General features: G+C 71.2%; 16 protein-coding genes. 8 read left to right on the top strand and 8 right to left on the bottom strand.

What is annotated here, in order from left to right:
- Nucleotides 1-188 precede the first annotated feature (188 nt).
- Nucleotides 189-1718 carry a helix-turn-helix domain-containing protein gene (locus ACFY0P_RS20780; RefSeq protein WP_388914860.1) on the top strand — a complete coding sequence of 510 codons (1530 nt, stop codon included), beginning with the start codon at nt 189-191 and terminating at the stop codon, nt 1716-1718.
- Nucleotides 1719-1932: 214 nt separating this feature from the next.
- On the opposite strand, the gene ACFY0P_RS20775 is transcribed toward ACFY0P_RS20780, so the two are convergent.
- On the bottom strand, nt 1933-2748 hold the full coding sequence (locus ACFY0P_RS20775; RefSeq protein WP_388914857.1) for an SDR family NAD(P)-dependent oxidoreductase: 816 nt from the start codon (nt 2746-2748) through the stop codon (nt 1933-1935).
- Between the two features lie 97 nt (nt 2749-2845).
- Here ACFY0P_RS20775 and ACFY0P_RS20770 point away from each other — a divergent pair, with 97 nt between their 5' ends.
- Nucleotides 2846-3469, top strand: a complete 624-nt coding sequence (locus ACFY0P_RS20770) for a TetR/AcrR family transcriptional regulator (protein ID WP_388914854.1) — start codon at nt 2846-2848, stop codon at nt 3467-3469.
- Nucleotides 3470-3742: 273 nt separating this feature from the next.
- On the opposite strand, the gene ACFY0P_RS20765 is transcribed toward ACFY0P_RS20770, so the two are convergent.
- The 4 genes from ACFY0P_RS20765 to ACFY0P_RS20750 form a co-directional block, all read right to left on the bottom strand.
- Nucleotides 3743-5347 (bottom strand): alpha/beta hydrolase, encoded by a 1605-nt coding sequence (locus ACFY0P_RS20765; RefSeq protein ID WP_388914851.1) that lies wholly within the window; start codon nt 5345-5347, stop codon nt 3743-3745.
- Between the two features lie 297 nt (nt 5348-5644).
- Nucleotides 5645-6343 carry a response regulator gene (locus ACFY0P_RS20760; protein ID WP_388914848.1) on the bottom strand — a complete coding sequence of 233 codons (699 nt, stop codon included), beginning with the start codon at nt 6341-6343 and terminating at the stop codon, nt 5645-5647.
- Nucleotides 6340-7446 carry a sensor histidine kinase gene (locus ACFY0P_RS20755; protein WP_388914845.1) on the bottom strand — a complete coding sequence of 369 codons (1107 nt, stop codon included), beginning with the start codon at nt 7444-7446 and terminating at the stop codon, nt 6340-6342. The genes ACFY0P_RS20760 and ACFY0P_RS20755 overlap by 4 nt, the downstream gene beginning before the upstream one ends.
- 742 nt (nt 7447-8188) lie before the next feature.
- The gene (locus ACFY0P_RS20750; protein ID WP_388915383.1) at nt 8189-9703 is read right to left on the bottom strand and encodes an SDR family oxidoreductase; all 1515 of its coding nucleotides are present in this window, start codon (nt 9701-9703) and stop codon (nt 8189-8191) included.
- 204 nt (nt 9704-9907) lie between these two features.
- Between ACFY0P_RS20750 and ACFY0P_RS20745 the strand changes: the two genes are divergently transcribed.
- Nucleotides 9908-10312, top strand: coding sequence for a hypothetical protein (locus tag ACFY0P_RS20745; RefSeq protein ID WP_388914842.1), 405 nt, complete (start codon nt 9908-9910; stop codon nt 10310-10312).
- A 153-nt stretch (nt 10313-10465) separates the two neighbouring features.
- Nucleotides 10466-13735 (top strand): tetratricopeptide repeat protein, encoded by a 3270-nt coding sequence (locus tag ACFY0P_RS20740; RefSeq protein ID WP_388914839.1) that lies wholly within the window; start codon nt 10466-10468, stop codon nt 13733-13735.
- 14 nt (nt 13736-13749) lie between these two features.
- Here ACFY0P_RS20740 and ACFY0P_RS20735 read toward each other — a convergent pair whose 3' ends face one another.
- Nucleotides 13750-14175: a hypothetical protein gene (locus ACFY0P_RS20735; RefSeq protein ID WP_388914836.1), complete on the bottom strand. Its 426-nt coding sequence runs from the start codon at nt 14173-14175 to the stop codon at nt 13750-13752.
- A gap of 86 nt (nt 14176-14261) precedes the next feature.
- Here ACFY0P_RS20735 and ACFY0P_RS20730 point away from each other — a divergent pair, with 86 nt between their 5' ends.
- A complete protein-coding gene (locus tag ACFY0P_RS20730; RefSeq protein WP_388914833.1) occupies nt 14262-14936 on the top strand; it encodes an HAD family hydrolase in 675 nt (224 codons plus the stop codon).
- A gap of 13 nt (nt 14937-14949) precedes the next feature.
- A complete protein-coding gene (locus tag ACFY0P_RS20725; protein WP_388914830.1) occupies nt 14950-15657 on the top strand; it encodes a hypothetical protein in 708 nt (235 codons plus the stop codon).
- 4 nt (nt 15658-15661) lie between these two features.
- Here the strand turns inward: ACFY0P_RS20725 and ACFY0P_RS20720 are convergent, their stop codons facing one another.
- Nucleotides 15662-16780 (bottom strand): CapA family protein, encoded by a 1119-nt coding sequence (locus ACFY0P_RS20720; protein ID WP_388914827.1) that lies wholly within the window; start codon nt 16778-16780, stop codon nt 15662-15664.
- Between the two features lie 488 nt (nt 16781-17268).
- Between ACFY0P_RS20720 and ACFY0P_RS20715 the strand changes: the two genes are divergently transcribed.
- The gene (locus tag ACFY0P_RS20715; protein ID WP_388914824.1) at nt 17269-18273 is read left to right on the top strand and encodes a substrate-binding domain-containing protein; all 1005 of its coding nucleotides are present in this window, start codon (nt 17269-17271) and stop codon (nt 18271-18273) included.
- Nucleotides 18274-18287: 14 nt separating this feature from the next.
- Here ACFY0P_RS20715 and ACFY0P_RS20710 read toward each other — a convergent pair whose 3' ends face one another.
- Nucleotides 18288-19301, bottom strand: a complete 1014-nt coding sequence (locus ACFY0P_RS20710; RefSeq protein WP_388915380.1) for a LacI family DNA-binding transcriptional regulator — start codon at nt 19299-19301, stop codon at nt 18288-18290.
- A gap of 214 nt (nt 19302-19515) precedes the next feature.
- Between ACFY0P_RS20710 and ACFY0P_RS20705 the strand changes: the two genes are divergently transcribed.
- Nucleotides 19516-20466 carry a TIM barrel protein gene (locus ACFY0P_RS20705; protein WP_388914821.1) on the top strand — a complete coding sequence of 317 codons (951 nt, stop codon included), beginning with the start codon at nt 19516-19518 and terminating at the stop codon, nt 20464-20466.
- Nucleotides 20467-20475 lie beyond the last annotated feature (9 nt).

The following is a 20475-nucleotide window of genomic DNA, read 5'->3' as shown; positions in this document are numbered from 1 at the left end:
TCCGACGTGAGCCACAGCCGGTGGAATTCCTGACCGAACGTCGGGAGCCGCCTTGATGCGCTCTCACTCCACCCTTGGACGATTCGGAACGACGGTCGACGGGCCGAACAACTGGGCTCGTTGACAGAGCATCACCCGAACGGACCCCCCAGCGGGCGCCATCTCATATCTGAGATAACCTCGGCCTCATGGCAGACGACTACCTCGTACGCATCGGCAAGCTCATCCGTGACGCCCGGCAACACCGCGGCTGGACACAGACACAGCTCGCGGAGGCGCTCGGCACCAGTCAGAGCGCTGTCAACCGCATCGAGCGCGGCAACCAAAACATCAGCCTTGAGATGATCGCTCGAATCGGTGAGGCCCTGGACAGCGAGATCGTCTCACTGGGCTACGCGGGCCCGATGCATCTGCGGGTGGTGGGCGGCCGTCGGCTGTCCGGCGCCATCGACGTGAAGACCAGCAAGAACGCGTGCGTGGCGCTGCTGTGCGCCTCGCTGCTCAACAAGGGGCGCACGGTGCTGCGCCGGGTGGCCCGGATCGAGGAGGTGTACCGCCTGCTGGAGGTGCTCAACTCCATCGGCGTGCGCACCCGCTGGATCAACGACGGCGTCGACCTGGAGCTGGTGCCGCCCGCCGACCTCGACATGGCGTCGATCGACGCCGAGGCCGCCGTACGCACCCGCTCGATCATCATGTTCTTCGGGCCGCTGCTGCACCGCATGGACCACTTCAAGCTGCCGTACGCGGGCGGCTGCGACCTCGGCACGCGGACCATCGAGCCGCACATGATCGCGCTGCGCCGGTTCGGCCTGGACATCGCGGCGACCGAGGGGCAGTACCACGCGCAGGTCGACCGTGCGATCCGTCCCGACCGCCCGATCGTCCTGACCGAGCGCGGCGACACGGTGACCGAGAACGCGCTGCTGGCCGCCGCCCGGCACGACGGCGTCACCGTCATCCGCAACGCCTCCTCCAACTACATGGTCCAGGACCTCTGCTTCTTCCTGGAGGCGCTCGGCGTCAAGGTCGAGGGCATCGGCACCACGACGCTGACCGTGCACGGCGTCCCGAACATCGACGTGGACGTGGACTACTCCCCCTCCGAGGACCCGGTCGAGGCGATGAGCCTGCTGGCCGCCGCGGTCGTCACGGAGTCGGAGCTGACGGTCCGGCGGGTGCCGATCGAGTTCCTGGAGATCGAGCTCGCGGTCCTGGAGGAGATGGGCCTCGATCACGACCGCAGCCCCGAGTACTGCGCGGACAACGGCCGTACCCGCCTGATCGACCTCACGGTCCGCCCCTCCAAGCTGGAGGCGCCGATCGACAAGATCCACCCGATGCCCTTCCCCGGCCTGAACATCGACAACGTGCCGTTCTTCGCCGCCATCGCGGCGGTCGCGCAGGGCAAGACCCTGATCCACGACTGGGTCTACGACAACCGCGCGATCTACCTGACCGACCTGAACCGCCTCGGCGGCCGCCTCCAACTCCTCGACCCGCACCGGGTCCTGGTGGAGGGCCCGACCCGCTGGCGCGCCGCCGAGATGATGTGCCCGCCGGCCCTGCGCCCCGCGGTGGTCGTCCTGCTGGCCATGATGGCGGCCGAGGGCACGTCCGTCCTGCGCAACGTGTACGTCATCAACCGCGGTTACGAGGACCTCGCCGAACGCCTCAACTCGATCGGGGCGCAGATCGAGATCTTCCGGGACATCTGAAGGTTCTCGGAAAAGCACCGCTACACCCTTCCTGACCTGCATAAATGCAAGGCGGGAGGGGTGTGGCGGCATCTGTGGGACCACCACGGCGTAGTGCAGGGCATCGTGCGCCTGCGTCACCGCGTTGGCGTGGGACGCGTTCCGTAGCCACAGGTCGCCGGTCAGCAGCGCCTCGAACGGGACGGAGTCGAGCCACCATGGCCAATTCTGTCTCCTATTGCGCCGCCGGCTGCTTTCGGCGAGCCTGGGCGGTCAACTTGCCCATCAGCATGACCGATTGTTTACGGCTGGCCAGCCGCCCCACCGCGAGCATCAGCCGGTTCATTCTGCCTACGGCGATGCTCGGCGGTGGGTTGCGTCGATCGAGCGCGCGCAGGGCGGTCTCGACGACCTGCTGCGGCGTCTGGAGGCGCTGACTGCCGGCCGCTTCGGAGCCGGCGGTGTCGAAGAACTCGGTCTCGGTGGCGCTGGGGGACAGCGCAAGGACTCGTAGGCGTGCGTGGCGGTGTTCGTACCAGAGCGCTTCGGTGAAGCTGAGCACGAACGCCTTCGCGGCGCCGTACACGGCCATCCGTGGCACGGGCGCGTAGGCGGCCATGCTCGCTACGTTGATCAGAATGCCGCGGTCGGCTCCTCGCAGGTCCTCGATGAATGCCCTGGTCAGCTCGACGACGGCTTGCACGTCGAGGGCGATCTCCGTGCGGAGCCGGTCGGGGTCTTCCTGGTCGAACGGCGTGTGGGTGCCGAAGCCGGCGTTGTTCACCAGCCCGGTCGGCTTCAGGCCGCGGTCGTGAAGCTCTGAGGCGATACGGGCGGCGGCGCCGGGCTCGGTGAGGTCGCGGACAAGCACGGTGACGGCCACGCCGTGGGCCGCCAGCAGTTCGGCGGCCAGCGCCTTGAGTCGCTCCTCTCGCCGGGCGACCAGCACCAGGTCCGAGCCCCGGCCGGCGAGCTGGCGGGCGAACTCCGCGCCGATTCCCGAGCTGGCGCCAGTGACCAGTGTCAGGCAGCCACGGTGGTCAAGGGGCATGGGGAAACCTCCTGGTTGGCATTTAGTGCCAGGTTATCATCAGGTGCCAACAGGGCATCGAAGTTCAGCTGGGCACCAAGGTGTTAGGGTGACCGGCATGACAGCGCACCAGGAGCGACTGAGGAGGTCGGCCGGGGAGTCGATGTGGGAACGGACGCGACGCCGGGTTCGTGAGGAGGTCCTGGACGTCGCACTGGAGCTGTTCCTGGAACAGGGCTTCGAGGAAACGACAGTCGATCAGGTGGTTGACGCGGCGGGAATCTCCAAGCGGTCCTTCTTCCGCTACTTCGGCACCAAGGAGGACATCGTCTTCGGCGATCTCGCCGAACAGGGGCCAGCGATCCTGGATGCCCTGCGCGCCCGCCCGGACGAGGAGCCGATCTGGAACGCGCTGCGGCATGCGTTCCTTGTACTGAGCGCCCGAGCCGAGCCGCAGCGAGGTATGGCCATCGCCCGGCTGATCGCCACGAGCCCCAGCCTGCGGGCCGCTCACCTGGAGAAGCACCTGCGCTGGCAGGAGCAGCTCGCCCCCGAGGTCGAACGCCGCCTCGGTGACAGCGACGCTCCGCCCGGCCTGCGCGGGCAGGTGATCGTGGCCACCGCGCTGGCCTGCCTCGACACCGCCACGACCAGCTGGCTCGAACGCGGCGGCCAGGGCGGGATCGAGGAACTCGAACAGTACTGCGACCAGGCGCTCGCAGCCCTCCGTAACAGCTTTTGAGCCGGAACATGCCCGGCCCGGCGGCTACCCCGCGCGGATCGCTCGGCGCACGGTTCGGTGACGGGGTGCCCGACCGCGAAGAACACGCGGATGCCTCGGGCGCACTGAGATCGGATACGGTGCCGGAACGAGCCAACATGGCCTGGCCCAGCACCGTTTGCGCCCCGGCTCCTTCCGGCGAGCTCGACAGGACGGGCGAGGGCCCGATCCGCGGATACTGCGTGGTGGAGGGCACGGGCTGTCTGGAGGATGGGACCACCGGGTTCCGGCGGGTTACTTCTGGGTGACGTCGGTGCAGTAGACGTCATTCTTCGGCAGGTGGCCGGTGGTCAGGAAGCCGACGGTGGCCTTGTCGATGCAGGCGGAGCCCTCGTTGTAGACGTAGTGCCCGCCGTTGTCGACACCGACGAAGGCGGAGCCGTCGCCGAGGGCCCTGTGCAGCCCGACGCCGCCTTCCCACGGGGTGGCGTTGTCCCGGCGGTTCTGCAGGATCAGAGTGTTGCGCGGGCCGCCGGCCACGACCTTGACAGTCGCCTCAGCCGGCTTGTTCCAGAAGGCGCATGCCCAGATGTTGGCGGGCATGCCCGCGGTGAGCGGCCACTTCTCGCGGTCGGCGGCGGTGCGGGTGGCGTAGCCGTCGACATCGTGCGGCCATTCGGCGTCGCTGCAGGTCAGAGCCATGAACATGGTGGCCTGGTTGTCCGCGGGGACGCCCGGGGACGACGGTGAGTCGGCGAACACCTCCTTGAGAACCGCGGCGTCGGCGGCCGTGGTGCTGCCGTGGGACAGGTCGTCGGCGGCCTTCCAGAACTTGGCGAGTACGGGAAGGGTGCTGTTGTGCAGGAGCAGGGCGTAGGTCATGTTCCGCAGCAGCGCCCCGTCCAGTGACACCGATGCGCCGGGAATCGCTGCGGGCATGCGGTCCAGCCGGTCGGCGAGGGTGAGGTAGGTGTGGGTCACCTGCGCGACGTTCGTGCCCAGCTGGAGGGTGCTGTTCTGCGCCGCGGCGACGCGGGCGGCGTCGGGGAACCGGTCCGACATGCCCTTGCCCCAGGTGTCCGCGACCTGGTCGGCCCATACCTTGGTGGGGTCGACGTTGCCTTCCAGGATCATCCGGTCGGTGTGGTTCTGGAAGAGCGAGCGGTAGACGGCGCCGAGGTAGGTGCCGTAGGACTGGCCCCAGTAGGAGATCTTCTTCTCACCGAGTGCCTGGCGGATGCGGTCCATGTCGCGGGCGGTGTTGGCGGTGTTGTAGTACCGCAGGTTCTTGCCCACGGTGTCGGCGCACTGCTTGGCGTCGGCCTTGGCGAGGGCCACGTTCTTGGTGATCGAGCCGTCCGCGGCGGGATAGGGGAACAGCCCGGTCACGCTCGGGTCCTTCAGACCGCAGCTTTGCGGGGTGCTGTGTTCGACGCCGCGCGGGTCGAAGCCGATCAGGTCGTAACGGTCCAGCACGGACTTCGGCAGGGTGGACGCCATGGTTCCGGGCATGTCGAGACCGCCCAGGGCCGGCCCGCCGGGGTTCAGCAGCACGACGCCACGTCGCTTCCCGGGTTTGGCGGTGGACAGCCGGGAGACCGCCACGTCGATCTTCGCGCCGCCCGGGTTCTGGTAGTCCAGTGGGACCTCCAACGTCCCGCAGGCCAGGTGGGGGTTACGGGTCTGTCCCTCGGCCAGTGCCGGGCATGTGCCCCAGGTGATCTTGGCGTCGCCCGCGGTCTCTCGGGGGCTGCCGAAGGCCTTGGCCGTTTGCGCGCCCTGGGCCTCGGCGCCACACGCGGCCAGTGCGGTTCCTGCGAGCGTGGAAACCAGCAGAGCCGCGGCAAGCCGGCGGCCTCTGGGAAAACCGTGCTTCGCGGAACTGCGTGTCGTGGTCATGGCGTTGTCCTTAGCTACTCGGCTGGTCGGCCTGCCTGGTCCGGCCGTTGTGTTGACGGTTCGAGTCAACAAGAGACCACCGGTGGCACGCGTCACCGCAGAGAGGACAAATCCGGTAGCTCGCTCGGGGGATGCGGGGACCCTTGGAACATCTGCGAGAGCCATTGCGCAGGGCGGGGAGCACGCTGATCGGGCAGCCAGTCCATGAGTCCGGAACACCGCCTCGGCGGGGCGGTCGGTCGGGGAGGAGCGCGGCCGTGGCCGCGCTTGCCCGCCCCGGCCGGCATCTCAGGGCCGTCAGGCTCGGTTGCCGCCCCCTGCCAACCCCGCCCGGTAGGCCAGGACCACCGCCTGGACGCGGTCGCGGAGGTCCAGTTTGGTGAGGATGCGCGAGACGTAGGTCTTCACGGTCTCGTGGCTGATGACCAACTCGGTGGCGATTTCGGCGTTTGACAGGCCCTCGCTGATGAGGAGGAGGACCTCGTGCTCGCGGGGGGTGAGGACCTTGAGGCGCTCGCGCTCGGGGGACGCGTGGGCGGCGGAGGGGCGTACGCGTTCGGCGAAGCGGCCGATCAGGGTGCGGGTCACGGCGGGGGCCAGGAGGGACTCGCCGCGGGCGACGACGCGTACCGCATTGATCAGTTCGGGCGGTGGGGCGTCCTTGAGAATGAAGCCGCTGGCGCCGGCGCGCAGGGCCTCGTACACGTACTCGTCGACGTTGAAGGTCGTCACGACGAGGATCCTGGCGGGGCTGGCGGAGTCCGGCCCGGCCAGGCGCCGGGTGGCCTCGATTCCGTCGAGCACGGGCATGCGGATGTCCATGACGACGACGTCCGGCTTCAGCTCCTGCGCGCTGTGGATCGCCGCTCGGCCGTCGACGGCCTCGCCCACGACCTCCATGTCGGGCTGGGCGGAGAAGATAGTGACGAAGCCGGCACGCACGAGGGCCTGGTCCTCGCACACCAGCACCCTGATCGCAGCGGGCGGAACACTCACACGGCACCTCCCGCGGGGATGCGTGCGTGCACGCGGAACCCGCCATCCGGGCAGGGCCCCGCCGCGAACTCGCCCCCCAGCATCTCCACCCGTTCCCGCAGCCCGGTCAGGCCCCGGCCGCCCGAGACCTGCGGGCCGCCGCCCGGCGGGGCGGCGGACGCGGGAGCGCCGTCGGCCGTCCCCGCGGTGGTGACCTCGACGTCCGTCCAGTCGGAGGTGTGCGCGAGCCGTACCAGCGTCCGCCGACCCGCGGCGTACTTCACGGCGTTCGTCAGGGATTCCTGCACGACGCGATACGCCGTGAGTTGGGCACCTACGGCCATGCCCGGCTGCTCTCCGTCCTCGACCAGTTCGATCGGCTGGCCGCCCGCTCGTGTCTGCTCCACCAGATCAGGCACCCGGCCCGGCAGCGGCGTCCGCTCCCGGGGCACCGAATCACCGGTCGCCTCCAGCACGCCGAGCAGGAACCGGAGTTCGGCCAGCGCGCGACGGCCGGTGCCGTTGATGGCGTCGAGGGACTCGTGGAGGCGGTCCGGCGACTCGGTCAGGTACTGTGCTGCACCTGCCTGCACCACCATCGCGGTCACATGGTGGGTCACCACGTCGTGCAGTTCCCGGGCCAGGCGGCTGCGTTCCGTCGCGATGGCCACCTGCACCGACAGGCGCCGATGCTCGGCCTCCTGCGCCCGCCGCCCGCGGACCTGGACACCCAGGCCCCACACCACCGCCAGGACCATGTAATAGAGCAGGTAGTCGGTCAGTCCGTCGGGCGAGCCCAGCACATGCAGCACGACGCCGAAGACCACGTAGCCGCCCGTCGCCGCCAGCGGTACGACCCGCCGGAGGCGGTCCTGGTGGGCACCCACGGAGTACAGCGCGATGTACACCCCCAGGCTGCCGAAGGTCGGCGGGTAGCCCAGGCACTCGTGCACCGCGAACGAGGGCCCCACCACCGCGAGGCAGGCGGCCGGCCACCGGGTGCGCACCGCAAGCGGCAGGGTCTGCCCCAGGGTCAGCAGCACACTCGCGACCGAGGTGCCGTGGGTGGGAAGGCCGCCGAACTGCGCCCCGAGCCGCGACAGCGGCGCCGCGAACGACAGCACCGTGAAGACAAGCGCGACTCCGCGGTCCCTGGTGGCGGCAGAGCGTGATCCCCACCACCGCGACAGCACGCGGAGCCGTGCGGCTGCGACGGCCACCGGGTTCACGCGTGCGGAGGGGCCCCTGTCCTGCGCACGCGCCGTTGGCGCGGGGGATGCCGAGCCCGACGGTTCACGCGCCGCTTGGTCTTCCGTCATCATCATCCACGATCCCGTAGGTCCGGCGCTGAGCGGCATGAGGACCGGGCCGTGGTCCGCTACCCGCCCGCCCGTTCGCTACGACCTGTTCGGTATCGAACACCACACGGCGCCGCGGGCCGGACAGTCTTGCACTGTGAGCCTAGCGTCCTGGGGCGGGGGCTGCGTCCCCCGGGAGAGGACAGCCGGGTGGCTCGCTCGGGGGACCCGCAAAGGCGGTAAGTGCCCACCCGTCGGTGACGACGCGCAGGAGTCGCGGCTGATTCTCGCCTCCGACGCACCGATGGGGGCGGTACTGGCCGTGTTCGCCGTCAGTGGGTTCGTGGCGGGCTTCCTGAACCCGGTGCTGGGGGCCGTTCTCAGGGCTCGCCGGTCCTTTCCGCGACATCTGAGTGCCCCACGAGAGGCCGCCGCCCTGCTGACCCGCATTCATGTGGGACGGGAGGGGAGGCGGCGGCGCCTCCGGTACGCGCCTTCGAGAAATTGACCGGCGGCGCCTTCGACGCGTTGCAGTCGACCACCTTCGGGCCTGCGGTGCGGGGCGAGGTCAGAGGGCGGTGCGCGGCTTCTGCCCGCGTTCGGCGGCGCGGACGATGTTGCGGGCCATGCCGCCGAAGACGACCGCGTGAAAGGGCGACACGCTCCACCAGTAGAGCTGGCCGAGCAGTCCCCGCGGGTGGAACAGCGCTCGCTGCCGGTAGCGCGCGCCACCGGCGCCCTCCTCGTCGACGTACATCTCCAGCCAGGCCAGGCCGGGCAGCCGCATCTCGGCGCGCAGCCGCAGCAGCCGCCCGCGCTCGATCTCCTCCACCCGCCAGAAGTCCAGCGAATCGCCGACCCGCAGCCGCCGCGCGTCACGTCGCCCCCGGCGCAGGCCCACCCCGCCGGCGAGGCGGTCGAGCCAGCCGCGTACCGCCCAGGCCAGCGGGAAGGAGTACCAGCCGTTCTCGCCGCCGATGCCCTCGACCACCTCCCAGAGTGCGCCGGGAGCCACCTCGGCGTGGCGTTCGCGCACGTCGGTGTAGAGACTGCCGCCGGCCCACTCCGGGTCGGTGGGCAGCGGGTCGCTGGGAGCGCCCGGCACGGCGGCGGAGGACCAGCGGGTGACGACCTGGGCGTCCCGCACGCGCTGCAGCGCGAGGGCGACGGCGCGGTCGAAACCGACCGGGTGACCCGGCGGGCTGGTCACGTACCGCCCGATGTCCTGTTCCCGGCACACCACCTCGTACCGCAGCGACTCCGTCAGCGGGCGGGCGATGGCGGCCGGCACGGGGGTCACCAGGCCGACCCACTGACTGGACAGGCCGGGCGTGAGCACCGGGACGGGCACGATGAGCCGCCGGGGCAGCCCGGCGACGGCGGCGTACCGCTGCATCATCTCGAGGTAGGTGAGCACCTCGGGGCCGCCGATGTCGAAGGTGCGGCTGACGTCGGACGGCAGGCCGGCGCACCCCACCAGGACGCGCAGCACGTCCCGTACGGCGATCGGCTGGATGCGGGTGTGCACCCAGCGCGGTGTGACCATCACCGGCAACCGCTCGGTCAGGTAGCGCAGCATCTCGAAGCTGGCCGAGCCGGAACCGATGATGACAGCGGCCCGGAGTACGGCCGTCGGCACGCCCGAGCCGAGGAGGATACGCCCCACTTCGGCGCGGGAGCGCAGGTGCGGCGACAGTTCCCGCTCGGGCACGTCGGCCGGGGTCAGCCCGCCCAGGTAGATCAGGCGGCCGACGCCGGCCCTGCGGGCCTGCTCGCCGAAGACCCGGGCCGCCTGCCGGTCGGTGCGCTCGAAGTCGCGTCCGGCGCCGAGCGCGTGCACCAGGTAGTAGGCGACATCGACGCCCGCCAGCGCCGCAGCCACCGAGTCCGGGTCGGTGACATCGCCCGGTACGACCTCCACCCGCCCGGCCCACGGCTGGTCACGCAGCTTCCCGGGCGTGCGCGCCAGGCAGCGCACCCGGTACCCGGCGTCCAGCAGCTCCGGCACCAGCCGCCCGCCGATGTAACCGCTGGCCCCTGTCACCAGGCAGGTCCTCGGACCGGTGGCAGCGGTTCCGTTCACGTTCGTCGTCGTCCCGGCCGTCTCGTCCGCCACGCGAACCACCTCAGTCGCCGTCCGTGTGCCCTCGCGCCCCCGGTACCTCTACGGTGCCGCCCGCCCGTCCGGGTCCGCCGGGCGACTGCGCCATCCGGGTGACGCGGAACTCTCACCTGTCCCGTCCGTCCGTACCACGGACGCCGCCGCACCCGGCATCGAGCGGGTGCGGTGGCCGGTGGCCGGTCCGGCGACTTCGCGGCGCTGTTCAGCAGCCGCTCCCAGGCCAAGGCGCTGATCCAGAAGCTGGCCTCCAAGGAGGGCCGGCAGAAGTGGGCCGACCTGGACGTCTTCTCGGCGAAACGTCAGGTGAGACCGGAGCACGGCGCGGTCGAACACGAGATCTCCGAGCGGCTCCGGACGGGCCCGCGCTGCCTGGACGCCTCGGACGTCATGGCGCCCGCCGTACGGGACGCCTTCTACGAGGCCGTCCTGCAGACCATCGCCGGGGTCGCCGCGGGCCAGGACCCGGGCATCCCGCGCCTTCTCCAGGATGGGCAGCGGGTGCAGGACGCCGGGTCCGCGCAGGGCACCGACGGCAGAGCGGCTCCGCGGATGGTGTGCAGCACACGGTGACGGGCTGCACGACCGGGCTTCGTGGTGTGCGGCAGACCGGTTCGAAAGGGAGTACACGCGCCTGCACCGTCCGTTACAGTCGCTTGCTGTCGCTGCGGTTCGGGTCGTTGCCGCCTGGGGGGTGCCGTGGGCCGGTCAGGGCGTGTGGGGCTGGTGGTCAGTGCGCGATGGCTCGCGTACGAAGATGATCAGGCGTACCTGCACGAGGCCGCCGAGGTCATCGCGGACGCCCTGTACGACCCGGTCCTGGGGGCCTGCGAGCCCGCGGTCGCGGGGCTGCGGATACTGCTGGACCCGACCAAGGAGGTCCTGGAGGAGCGGATCCGGGAGGCCTTCGCGGCCGCCTCGCTCGCCGGTGCCACGCTGGTGCTGTACCTGATCGGGCACGGGTCCTCGGACTTCGACGACGACCTGTACCACTTCATCCCGGCCGATCACCCTGTGAGCCTGACGGAACTGCCGGCCCGGGGATACCCGCTGGGCGCCCGACTGCGCGCCCTCCACGACGAGTTCCCCGGCTCGGACGGCGTGATCCTGGTCATCGACACCTGCGAGTCGGGACGGCTGGCCGGTGAGCGCAGGTGGTCGATGCCGATGAAGCGGATCTCGGTGTCCACCGCCACCAGCTACGAGGCGGGTTGGAAGGCGCGCTTCAGCCGGGTGGTGGGCGGGTACCTGGAGTCCGGTATCGACGACGCGGGCCGGTACCTGAGGGCGTCGGACTTCCAGCGCCACATCCCGCAGTGGGAGGACCAGTTCCCGCACCACTTCGTCCACGACGAGAGCGACGACGCGGGTCTGTGGATCAGCGCGAATCGTGCGAGCCGCAAGGGCCTGGTGGCGGACCTGGTCGCCCGGGTCACCCGCCGGCAGGGCGGTCTGCACGAGATCCACCGCCGCTACCAGCGCCCCGAGGGCCACGATCCGGTGGCGCGGTCCGTGCGGGAGCACCGCAGGGTGGCCGTACTGGGGGCGAGCGGCTCCGGGAAGAGCGCCACGCTGCAGATGACGGCGATCGACCGCATCGATCCGGGCCGGGCGGGCCCGAACCCGGACCGGTCGTTGCCCCGTCAGGCGGTGGCGTTCTTCCCGATCGCGGCCGACACGACGCCGGAGGAGTTCGCAAGGGAGATCAACGAGCAGCTGTACATGTCGGCCCGCGAGGCCTTCCTCGAAGCGGAGGAATCCTTCCTGCAGACCATGCCGCAGGACGAGGTGGAAGCGCTGCCGGCCACCGAGCGCTGGCTCACCGGGCCGTTGCGGCACCTTCCCGGCGAGGTGGAGGTCCTCCTGGTCGTCGACGCGCTGGACCAGCTGCCCGCCGAGGCCGAGACGGCGGTGACGGCATGCATCACCGAACTCGGCGACGCGGACCGCTACGGCCACGTGCGCACGGTGGTGTCGGTCCGTCACCGGCCCGAGTACGGCTACCCCGCCATCGTCCCGGCCGGCTTCGCCTGTGTCACGGTGCCACCGTCCACGGAGCGCCAGGTGCGCCGGTACGCGGAGCGCAGGAACATTCCCACCGACCGGGTCACCGACATCGTGCGGATCGCGGAGGGCAACTGGCTGATCGTCACCCTGCTGTGCAACGAGCTCAGCGGCCGCCCCGAACGCGAGACCGACCGTGACACGGGGCTGCCCACCACCCGCGAGGAGCTCTACGACCGGCTTCTGGCCCGCGCCCTCGGCGAGTACCGCCGCGAGCGGCGCGAGGACGCCGACCGGCACCTGGCCGCGGTCCTGGCCGTGCTGGCCTACGGCGGCGAGAGCGTCCTGGTCCCGCTGGCGGTGCTGTGCGCCGCGTCCCGGAACCTGGACGGTCCGGCGACCGTCGCCGGCGTGCGCACGGCCCTGGTCGCGCTGCACCACCTGGTGGAGCGCGTCGAGCCGGGCACCGAGAGCGAGCAGCTCACCGCCATCCACCCGACCTTCATCCAGCACCTGCAACGCTCGGGGACCCCGGTGCTTCCGAGCGCCGTCCGTGCCCACTCGGCAATCGCCGACGCCCTGGCTAAGCTCGCTCCCATGGCCGAGGGCAGGAACAGCGGCGATGATCCGGTGCGCGCCTACGCGGAGCGCAGCGAAGCCACCCACCGGTGGGAGGCGGGAGACCCCGACGGCGCCATCGACGTGCTGATCGGCCGTCCGGCGGCGCTGGCCGGAGAGAACCGGCTCCGCTGGGAGCGCTGGACCCGCACCATCACCGACACCTTGGGCCCCGCCGACCTGCGCAGCCTGCGGGCCAGGCGCGAACTCGCGTCCTGGACCAGCCGCTGCGGCCTGTTCGCGTCCGCCACCCGGCTCTACACCCAGCTCCTGCCCGACGTCACCCACGCCCTGGGCACCGACGACACCCTCTCCATGCGCGTGGAACTGGACGCGGCACTCACCCGGGGCGTCTCCGGTCACGCCTCGGAGGCCCGCGACCTCCTCCAGGACCTGGTGCCGCGCCTCGGCGCGGCCCAGGGCCCGCACAGCGAACTCACCCTGGAGGCCCGGCACGCCCTGGGAAGCTGGACCGGGCTGGCCGGCGCCCCCAGAGCGGCGATGGACCAGATCCGCGAGGTCCTGCGGGACTGCCGCGAGCACCTGGGCGAAGAGCACGCCGAGACGCTGTCGTGCCGCAACAGCCTGGCCCGCTGGACCGGCGAATCCGGCTACCCCGCCCAGGCGGTCGAGGAGTTCGAGGCGCTGCTCCCGCTGCAGATCCGCCGTCTCGGCCCGCTGCACCGCGAAACCCTGCGCACCCGCTACAGCATCGCCTACTGGAACGGGGAGGCCGGACGTCCCGAGCGGACCCTCGCGCTCCTGCGCGACCTGTTGCAGCAGCAGGTCGAGGGCCTCGGCGAGGACCACCCCGACACCCTGCGCACCCGGCACGGCATCGGCCTGTGGAGCGGCGTCAACGGCGATCCGGCCGAAGCCATCCGGATCCTCACCGACCTCATGCCCGCGCGCATCCGCGTCCTGGGCCCCGACCACCCCGACACCCTGCGCACCCTGAACAACCTCGGCCGGTGGACCGGCGTCATGGGCCGCTACGACGACGCCATCCGCGTCCTCGAGGAAACACGCGAACGCCGTACCCGCACCCTCGGGGCCTCCCACCCCGACACGATGCGCACCGTCAACAACATCATCGACTTCACCGGCGCGGCCGGCGATCCGGCACGCGCCCGCCAACTCGCCGAACAACTCCTGCCGCTGCAGCAATCCGTCCTGGGCCCGCACCACCAGGACACCCTGCGCACCCGCTTCAACCAGGCCAAATGGCAGGCCGCACAGGGAGATTCCGCGGGCGCCCTGGCCAACCTGCGCGACCTGCTGCGCGACCAGCGGGCCGCCATCGGGCACGAGCACCCGAACACCCTGCGCACCGCCGAGGAGATCGCCGCCCTGGAGCAGCAGGCAGGCGCGTGAGCCCGCCCGCCCCCTCACTCCTCCCGGTCGGCCTCCGCGTCATCGCCGTCCGGCGCGCCCCGCAGCTCACGCAGGGCGCGCACCACGTCCTCGCTCTCGCCCCGCAGCACCGTCTCGCGCACCACACCGTCCGGATCGGTGACCCGCACGGAGGTCTCCAGGGGAACCGACGCGTCGCGCGAGCGGGCCTCCCGCCGCGCACGGACGACCATGAGCACCACGTCCAGCGTCCCGGGAGCCATCTCCAGGGCGAACCGGAGCAACTCGCCGCCCTGGCGGCCGGGCACGGAGGCGTCCGCCACCCGGTCCACCCCGCCGGAGACGGCCGGAAGACCCGCCAGGTCGCCCCGGATGTCCTTCAGCGCCCCGCGGACGGCCTGAACCGAATCGTCGGATACGACCGGCGAGGCGACCGCTATCTCCACCGACCAGGTGCCCATCGTGCCTCCGCCCTCCGCACCGCGACCCCTCCGGTGTCGCCGACCGCAACCATATTGGCCAACTCACCTTCTTGGACCGGCATTTCATGAACTCCCCGACCGAACTGGTCATCTTCGACTGTGACGGGGTCCTGGTCGACAGCGAACGCCTGGCCGTACGCGTCGACTCCGCGCTGATCACCGAGCTCGGCTGGCCCCTGACCCCCCAGGACATCGCCCAGCGCTTCGTCGGCCACTCCAGGCAGTACATGCGCGAGCAGATCGAGCACCATCTCGGCCGCCCCCTGCCCGACGACTGGCAGGACCCCTTCGAACAGGCCTACTGGGACCTGATCGACAAGGAACTCACCGCCGTGGACGGCGTCAGGGACGTCATCAAGCACCTCGCCGTCCCCTACTGCGTCGCCTCCAACGGCAGCCACTACAAGATGACCCGCTCCCTGGGCCGGGCCGGCCTGCTGGCCCTGTTCACCGGGCGGATGTTCAGCGCGGACGACGTGGCCCGTCCCAAGCCCGCCCCCGACCTCCACCTGCACGCCGCGGCACGGATGGGCGTCCCTCCGCAGCACTGCGTGGTCATCGAGGACAGCCCCTTCGGCCTCGAAGGTGCCCGCACGGCCGGAATGCGCACCTTCGGCTACACCGGCGGGGTGAACACGGCCGAGCGACTCGAAGGGCCCGGAACCCGCCTCTTCCAGGACATGCGCGAACTCCCCGGCCTGCTGGGTGACGCGATCCTGCCCGGCATCACCCGGCGTTGACCAAGGAGGCACCATGAGCTCCGTATACGGCTCGGACGGTCGCGCCGCAGCCCTGCTGCGTCAGGTGCCGACGGCTTCCGAGATCGCGAACTGGCCACGCCGGGCACGGGCCGCGTCCGGCGCGTTCCAGGACGCCGCCCGGGTCCTCGCCACCACGGTCCACACCTGTGCCGTCGACGACCGCGTCGAACTCGACGACAGATACGTCATGTTCGACCAGGTGCTCGTTGCCGCGCAGCGCTGCGGAAGAGACCAGTACCTCAGCGAGCCGCTCCAGCAGATCCATGCCGGAAAGGTCAGCCTGGCCGCTTGGACAGCGGCCGAGTGGGCCCGCGTGCTCTGCGACCGGAACGATCGGTATCGCTTACGGGGCCTGATCGGCCAGGTCATCCACGAGGTCTGGCGGGCCGGGAGGGCCCTCGATCTGGAAGTGCAGGGCCCTCCCGAGGGCGTCCGACGGGCGTGCGGGCAGCTGGCACGGCACATCGAGTACGAGGACGACGTCCCGGACCCCGCCGTGGCCGGGGTCATCGCGCAGTTGTCCCGCGTCTACACGAGTTCCAGCCACTCCACGACCACCGCACACGGGATCCTCGCCGGCGCACTCGTGGACGCCGGCCGAAGCCACGACCTCGTCCACGGGGGAACAGGACGCTCCGGCCCCGGCGTGACCTTCTTGGGCGACGCGCTGATGTCGATCCTCCACCCGCCGCCGAGCTGAGCCGTCACACGCTCGACTCCCCGCCGCCCAGGGTCAGGGCGCCGTCGGGCGCCAGGGTGATGTGCACACCCCGGCTGATCCGGTCGAGAGTGTGGCACAGCCAGCCTCGGTCCTCGGCCGTGGCGGGCTCCAGTCGCAGCCGCCGGACCTGGAACGGCACCATCCGCAGGCCGACGAGCCGGCCGGTGTCCGAGGCCAGCGTGACGAGGTGGGCGAGACGGAGGTCGTCGCGATACTCCTCGTAGCCGGTGATCCCCTCGTAGTCGTCGATGAAGTCGCCGCAGCCGTACAGGATCAGCCTCCCCCGGTACAGCTCGACGGGGCGGGGATGGTGAGAGGAGTGTCCGTGGACGACGTCCACGCCGCCGTCCACGAGGGCGTGTGCGAAGCGGACCTGGTTCCGGGGGACGAGGTAGCCCCAGTTGGAGCCCCAGTGCACGGACACCACCACGAGGTCGCCGGCGCCCCGCGCCCGGCGCACGGCCGTGACCACCTCCGCGGCCGAGGAGGCCGACAAGTCGGGAACGTATGCGACACCGGGCCGGTGCCCGGTCGCCGCCCAGTCGGCCGGGATGCCGCTGGACCCCGCCCCCAGGGCGAAGACCAGGAGGCGGCGGCCGTCGCGGAGGGGAACCGCGGCCGGCGCGTACGCCTCCGGGGCGTCGCGGCCGGCGCCCGCCGTCCGCAGCCCGGCACGGTCCAGCGAGTCGAGCGTCTCCGTCAGGCCGGTGCGGCCGAAGTCGAGCACGTGGTTGTTGGCCAGGACACAGACATCGGGCCGGGCGACGGTGAGTGCGGGCAGGTTGTCCGGGTGCATGCGGTAGTGGACCGCTTTCCCCGGTGCGAACGCGTCGCTGCGCGTCACCGACGTCTCCAGATTCAGCACCCTCGCGTCCGGCGCGGCCTCCTCCAGCAGCCGCAGCGCCTCGCCCCACGGCCAGCACGGGGCGACGGGAGCGGGGATCGGGCCGCCCGCCGACTCCGCCAGGCGAACGTAGGACCGGGCGTCCCCGCCGTAGTCCTCCCGCAGCGCCGGATCACCGGGCCGCGCGAGGATCTGGTCGACACCGCGCCCGAGCATCACGTCCCCGCACAGGAACAGCGTCACCGTGCCGTCGCCCATGGCTCCACACTACGGAGCCCCGCCGCCCCGGAGCGGCACGGCACACCAGTGGTCGCGCGCACCGTCCGGCACATCGCCGTCCGCCCTCCGGGCGCCCCGCTGCCAGGCCGCCGGCGATCCACACGGACGGCCTTCGGGATTTGTTGGAACGTCATGACAAAGTGATTGACATCCCCTGGAGGCCGCCCCATAGTACGTGTCACTAGAGCGCGCTAATAAAGCGCTCTAGCACAGAACCAGCCGTCGTCGGCCGCACCCTCTGGCCGTCGGCACGGAGCTCCACCCCCGCCTGTGCGAGGCACCCGGTCGGCCACCGGTGCCGAGCCCCCACCGTCGGCGGGCCACCGCTGTCGCCGTCGCGACGGCGGTGGTGATCCCTGACTCATCGACCGTCAGTCCGGCGCCGGAGCCCCCGCCTTCCCCGTTTCATCGCCGGCTCTTCCCGCTCTCCAGAGCCGACCCAGACCGCACAGCGAGGTGCAAGGGACATGCACAGAAACCACCGAGCCGCCGCCATGGCCGCGACCGTTCTCGCGGGCGTCCTGCTCGCCACGGGCTGCTCCAGCAGCTCCGGCGGCAAGAAGTCCCAGGACAGCGGCGGCGCCGCGTCCGCCGGCAAGGCGTCCACGCCCCGCATGACGGTGGCCATGATCACCCACGCCCAGCCCGGCGACACCTTCTGGGACCTGATCCGCAAGGGCGCCGCCGCGGCCGCCGCCAAGGACAACATCAAGCTGGTCTACTCCGCCGACCCGAGCGCCGCCAACCAGGCCAACCTGGTGCAGAACGCGATCGACCAGAAGGTCGACGGCATCGCCCTGACCGCGGCCACGCCCGACGCCCTGAAGGCGGTGGTGACCAAGGCCAAGGCCGCGAACATCCCGGTCGTCGGCTTCAACTCCGGGCTGGACGCCTGGAAGAAGCTCGGCATGCTCGAGTACTTCGGCCAGGACGAGAACATCGCGGGCGAGGCCTTCGGCCAGCGCCTCAACCAGCTGGGCGCCAAGCACGCCCTGTGCGTCGTGCAGGCCCAGGGCCAGGTCGCCCTCGAAGCCCGCTGCGCGGGCCTGGCCAAGGGCTTCAAGGGCAAGACCGACAAGATCTACGTCAACGGCACCGACATGCCCTCGGTCAAGTCCACCATCACGGCCAAGCTCCAGCAGGACTCCTCGATCGACCAGGTCGTCACGCTGGGCGCCCCGATCGCCCTGACCGCCATCCAGTCCGTCAAGGACGCCGGCAGCAAGGCCAAGGTCGCCACCTTCGACCTCAACAAGGACCTGGTGTCCGCCGTCCAGAACGGCTCCGTCGAGTTCGCGGTCGACCAGCAGCCCTACCTCCAGGGCTACCTCGCCGTCGACTCCCTGTGGCTCTACAAGAACAACGGCAACTACAGCGGCGGCGGCACCGCCCCCGTCCTGACCGGCCCCGCGTTCGTCACCAAGGACAACGCCGACTCCATCGCCAAGTTCGCCGCCAACGGGACCCGCTGACGTTCGGTCGGCGATCAGCGGGCGAGCGGGCCGTCCCCTGCGGGGGGCGGCCCGCTCGTGCCCCGCACCACCAGCTTCGGGTCCAGCACCGCTTCCCGGGGCTCCAGTTCGGGCTCCTCCAGCCGCTCCACGGCGAACCGCACCGCGTACTCGGCCATCAGCCGCGCGTCCTGGCGGACGGTGGTGAGGCCGACCGGCATGAGGTGGGAGAGATGGCTGTCGTCGAAGCCGACCACGGAGAGGTCCCCCGGCACCTCGACACCGCCTCGGGTCATCGCCATCAGCACGCCCATCGCGCAACGGTCGTTGCCCGCCAGCACCGCCGTCGGCAGCGGCAGGCCGCGGTCGCGTTCGGCGAGCAGCAGCCGCCCGGTCTCGATGCCGGACTGCTCGGTGTGCGCACCGGGTATCACCCTGATCTCCGGCTCCAGTCCGTGCCGGCGCATCGCTGCCCGGTAGGAGCGCCGCCGCTCGGCGGATCCCGGACCCCGGCCGCCGTCGATGTGCACGATCCTGCGGTGGCCGAGCTCGACCAGGTAGTCCATGGCCTGCCGGACACCCTTGCTCTCCGCGCTGTGCACGAAGTCCACCCGGGCCCGCGGCACCCGGCGGCTGACCGACACGGTCACGGCGCGCCGGCCGAGTTCGTCCAGGTAGGCGGGGTCCGCGTCCGGGCCGAGCAGGATCAGCGCCTCGCAGCGGTGGCCGAGCAGCGCCTCGACCGCCTTCTCCTCGCTGCGGCCCTGGGCGGCGGCGGAGAGCAGCACGTCGTAGCCGAGCCGTTCGGCCTCCGGGTAGATGCTCTCGATGAGATCGGTGTGGAAGGTCTGGTGGACGGTGAACATCACACCGAGGGTGCGGCTGCGGCCCCGGGCCAGCAACCGGGCCGCGCTGTCGGGGCGGTAGCCGATCTCGTCGGCGACCCGCAGCACCCGCTCGCGGGTCTCCTGGCTCGCACCCGGCTGGTTGCGGAACACGATCGAGACCAGCGCCCGGGAGACCCCCGCCCGGTCGGCGACGTCGGCCATCGTCGGCCGCTGTCTGCGCGCTGCATCCACCTGTGCACCCACCCTTCGACGAAGCCCACCCTAGGGCCTGTCCCCGGAAGCTCCCGGAAATCCCCCGGCAACAAGGTATTGACATGACATTCGGACAGAGGTCATCGTACTCGCACTAGAGCGCGCTAGTAGAGCGCGACAACCCGCCCCACGCGGCAGAGTCCCCTCCCCCGAAGGACACGCCATGGCAACGGCGCCATCCGCCATCCGCACCACCGCCGGCAACCTGTGCCTCGGCTCGGCCCCCGACTCCTGGGGCATCTGGTTCCCCGAGGACGAGCACCAGGTGCCGTACACCCGCTTCCTCGACGAGCTGAAGCAGGCCGGCTACGAGTGGTTCGAACTCGGCCCCTACGGCTACCTCCCCACCGACCCCGAGCGGCTGCGGGAAGAGCTCGACGCTCGCGGGCTCAAGGTCTCCGGCGGCACCGCGTTCGGCGCGCTGCACCGCCCCGAGGCCTGGGACGAGATGCTCGCCCACGTCCGGCAGGTCGCCACGCTGACCCAGGCCGCGGGCGCCCACCACCTGGTCCTCATCCCGCCCATGTACCGGGACGAGAAGACCGGCGCGTTCACCGAGTCGCCCGAGCTGACCGCCGAGCAGTGGGCGGGCTTCGGCAGGGCCGCCGACCGGCTGGGCAGGCTGCTCCTCGACGAGTACGACATCCGCCTCGTCATCCACCCGCACGCCGACAGCCACATCCAGACCCAGCCGGAGATCGAGCGGCTGCTGAACGAGTCCGACGGCCGGTACACGAACCTGTGCCTGGACACCGGGCACGTGGCCTACGGCGGCGGTGACAACGTCGACCTGATCCGCCGCTTCGGCGGGCGCGTCGGCTACGTCCACATCAAGCAGATGGACCCGGAGGTCCTCGCCCAGGTCGCGGCCGAGGACCTCGGCTTCGGCGAGGCCGTCAAGCGGGGCGTGTGCGTCTCGCCGCCGGCCGGGGTACCCGACCCCGCCGACGTGATCGCCGAGCTGGCCGGGCTGGACGCCGAGCTGTTCGTGATCGTCGAGCAGGACCTGTACCCGTGCGCCCCCGAGGTGCCGCTGCCCATCGCCGCCAGCACCCGCACCTACCTGAACGGCTGCGGCCTGACCGGTACCCGGCGTCCGGCCCCGAACCGCTGAGGAGGCGGC

Source organism: Streptomyces sp. NPDC001714 (assembly GCF_042892755.1).
In the GTDB taxonomy this organism is placed as follows: Bacteria; Actinomycetota; Actinomycetes; order Streptomycetales; family Streptomycetaceae; genus Streptomyces.
Note: the sequence above shows the minus strand (reverse complement) of the source record. Positions and strands in the feature narration are given on the sequence as shown.

Bases quoted from the DNA above. Each gene is read 5' to 3' on its own strand.
- ACFY0P_RS20780 (WP_388914860.1), top strand. From the start codon at position 189: ATGGCAGACGACTACCTCGTACGCATCGGCAAGCTCATCCGTGACGCC.
- ACFY0P_RS20775 (WP_388914857.1), bottom strand. From the start codon at position 2,748: ATGCCCCTTGACCACCGTGGCTGCCTGACACTGGTCACTGGCGCCAGC.
- ACFY0P_RS20770 (WP_388914854.1), top strand. From the start codon at position 2,846: ATGACAGCGCACCAGGAGCGACTGAGGAGGTCGGCCGGGGAGTCGATG.
- ACFY0P_RS20765 (WP_388914851.1), bottom strand. From the start codon at position 5,347: ATGACCACGACACGCAGTTCCGCGAAGCACGGTTTTCCCAGAGGCCGC.
- ACFY0P_RS20735 (WP_388914836.1), bottom strand. From the start codon at position 14,175: ATGGGCACCTGGTCGGTGGAGATAGCGGTCGCCTCGCCGGTCGTATCC.
- ACFY0P_RS20730 (WP_388914833.1), top strand. From the start codon at position 14,262: ATGAACTCCCCGACCGAACTGGTCATCTTCGACTGTGACGGGGTCCTG.
- ACFY0P_RS20725 (WP_388914830.1), top strand. From the start codon at position 14,950: ATGAGCTCCGTATACGGCTCGGACGGTCGCGCCGCAGCCCTGCTGCGT.
- ACFY0P_RS20720 (WP_388914827.1), bottom strand. From the start codon at position 16,780: ATGGGCGACGGCACGGTGACGCTGTTCCTGTGCGGGGACGTGATGCTC.
- ACFY0P_RS20715 (WP_388914824.1), top strand. From the start codon at position 17,269: ATGCACAGAAACCACCGAGCCGCCGCCATGGCCGCGACCGTTCTCGCG.
- ACFY0P_RS20710 (WP_388915380.1), bottom strand. From the start codon at position 19,301: ATGGCCGACGTCGCCGACCGGGCGGGGGTCTCCCGGGCGCTGGTCTCG.
- ACFY0P_RS20705 (WP_388914821.1), top strand. From the start codon at position 19,516: ATGGCAACGGCGCCATCCGCCATCCGCACCACCGCCGGCAACCTGTGC.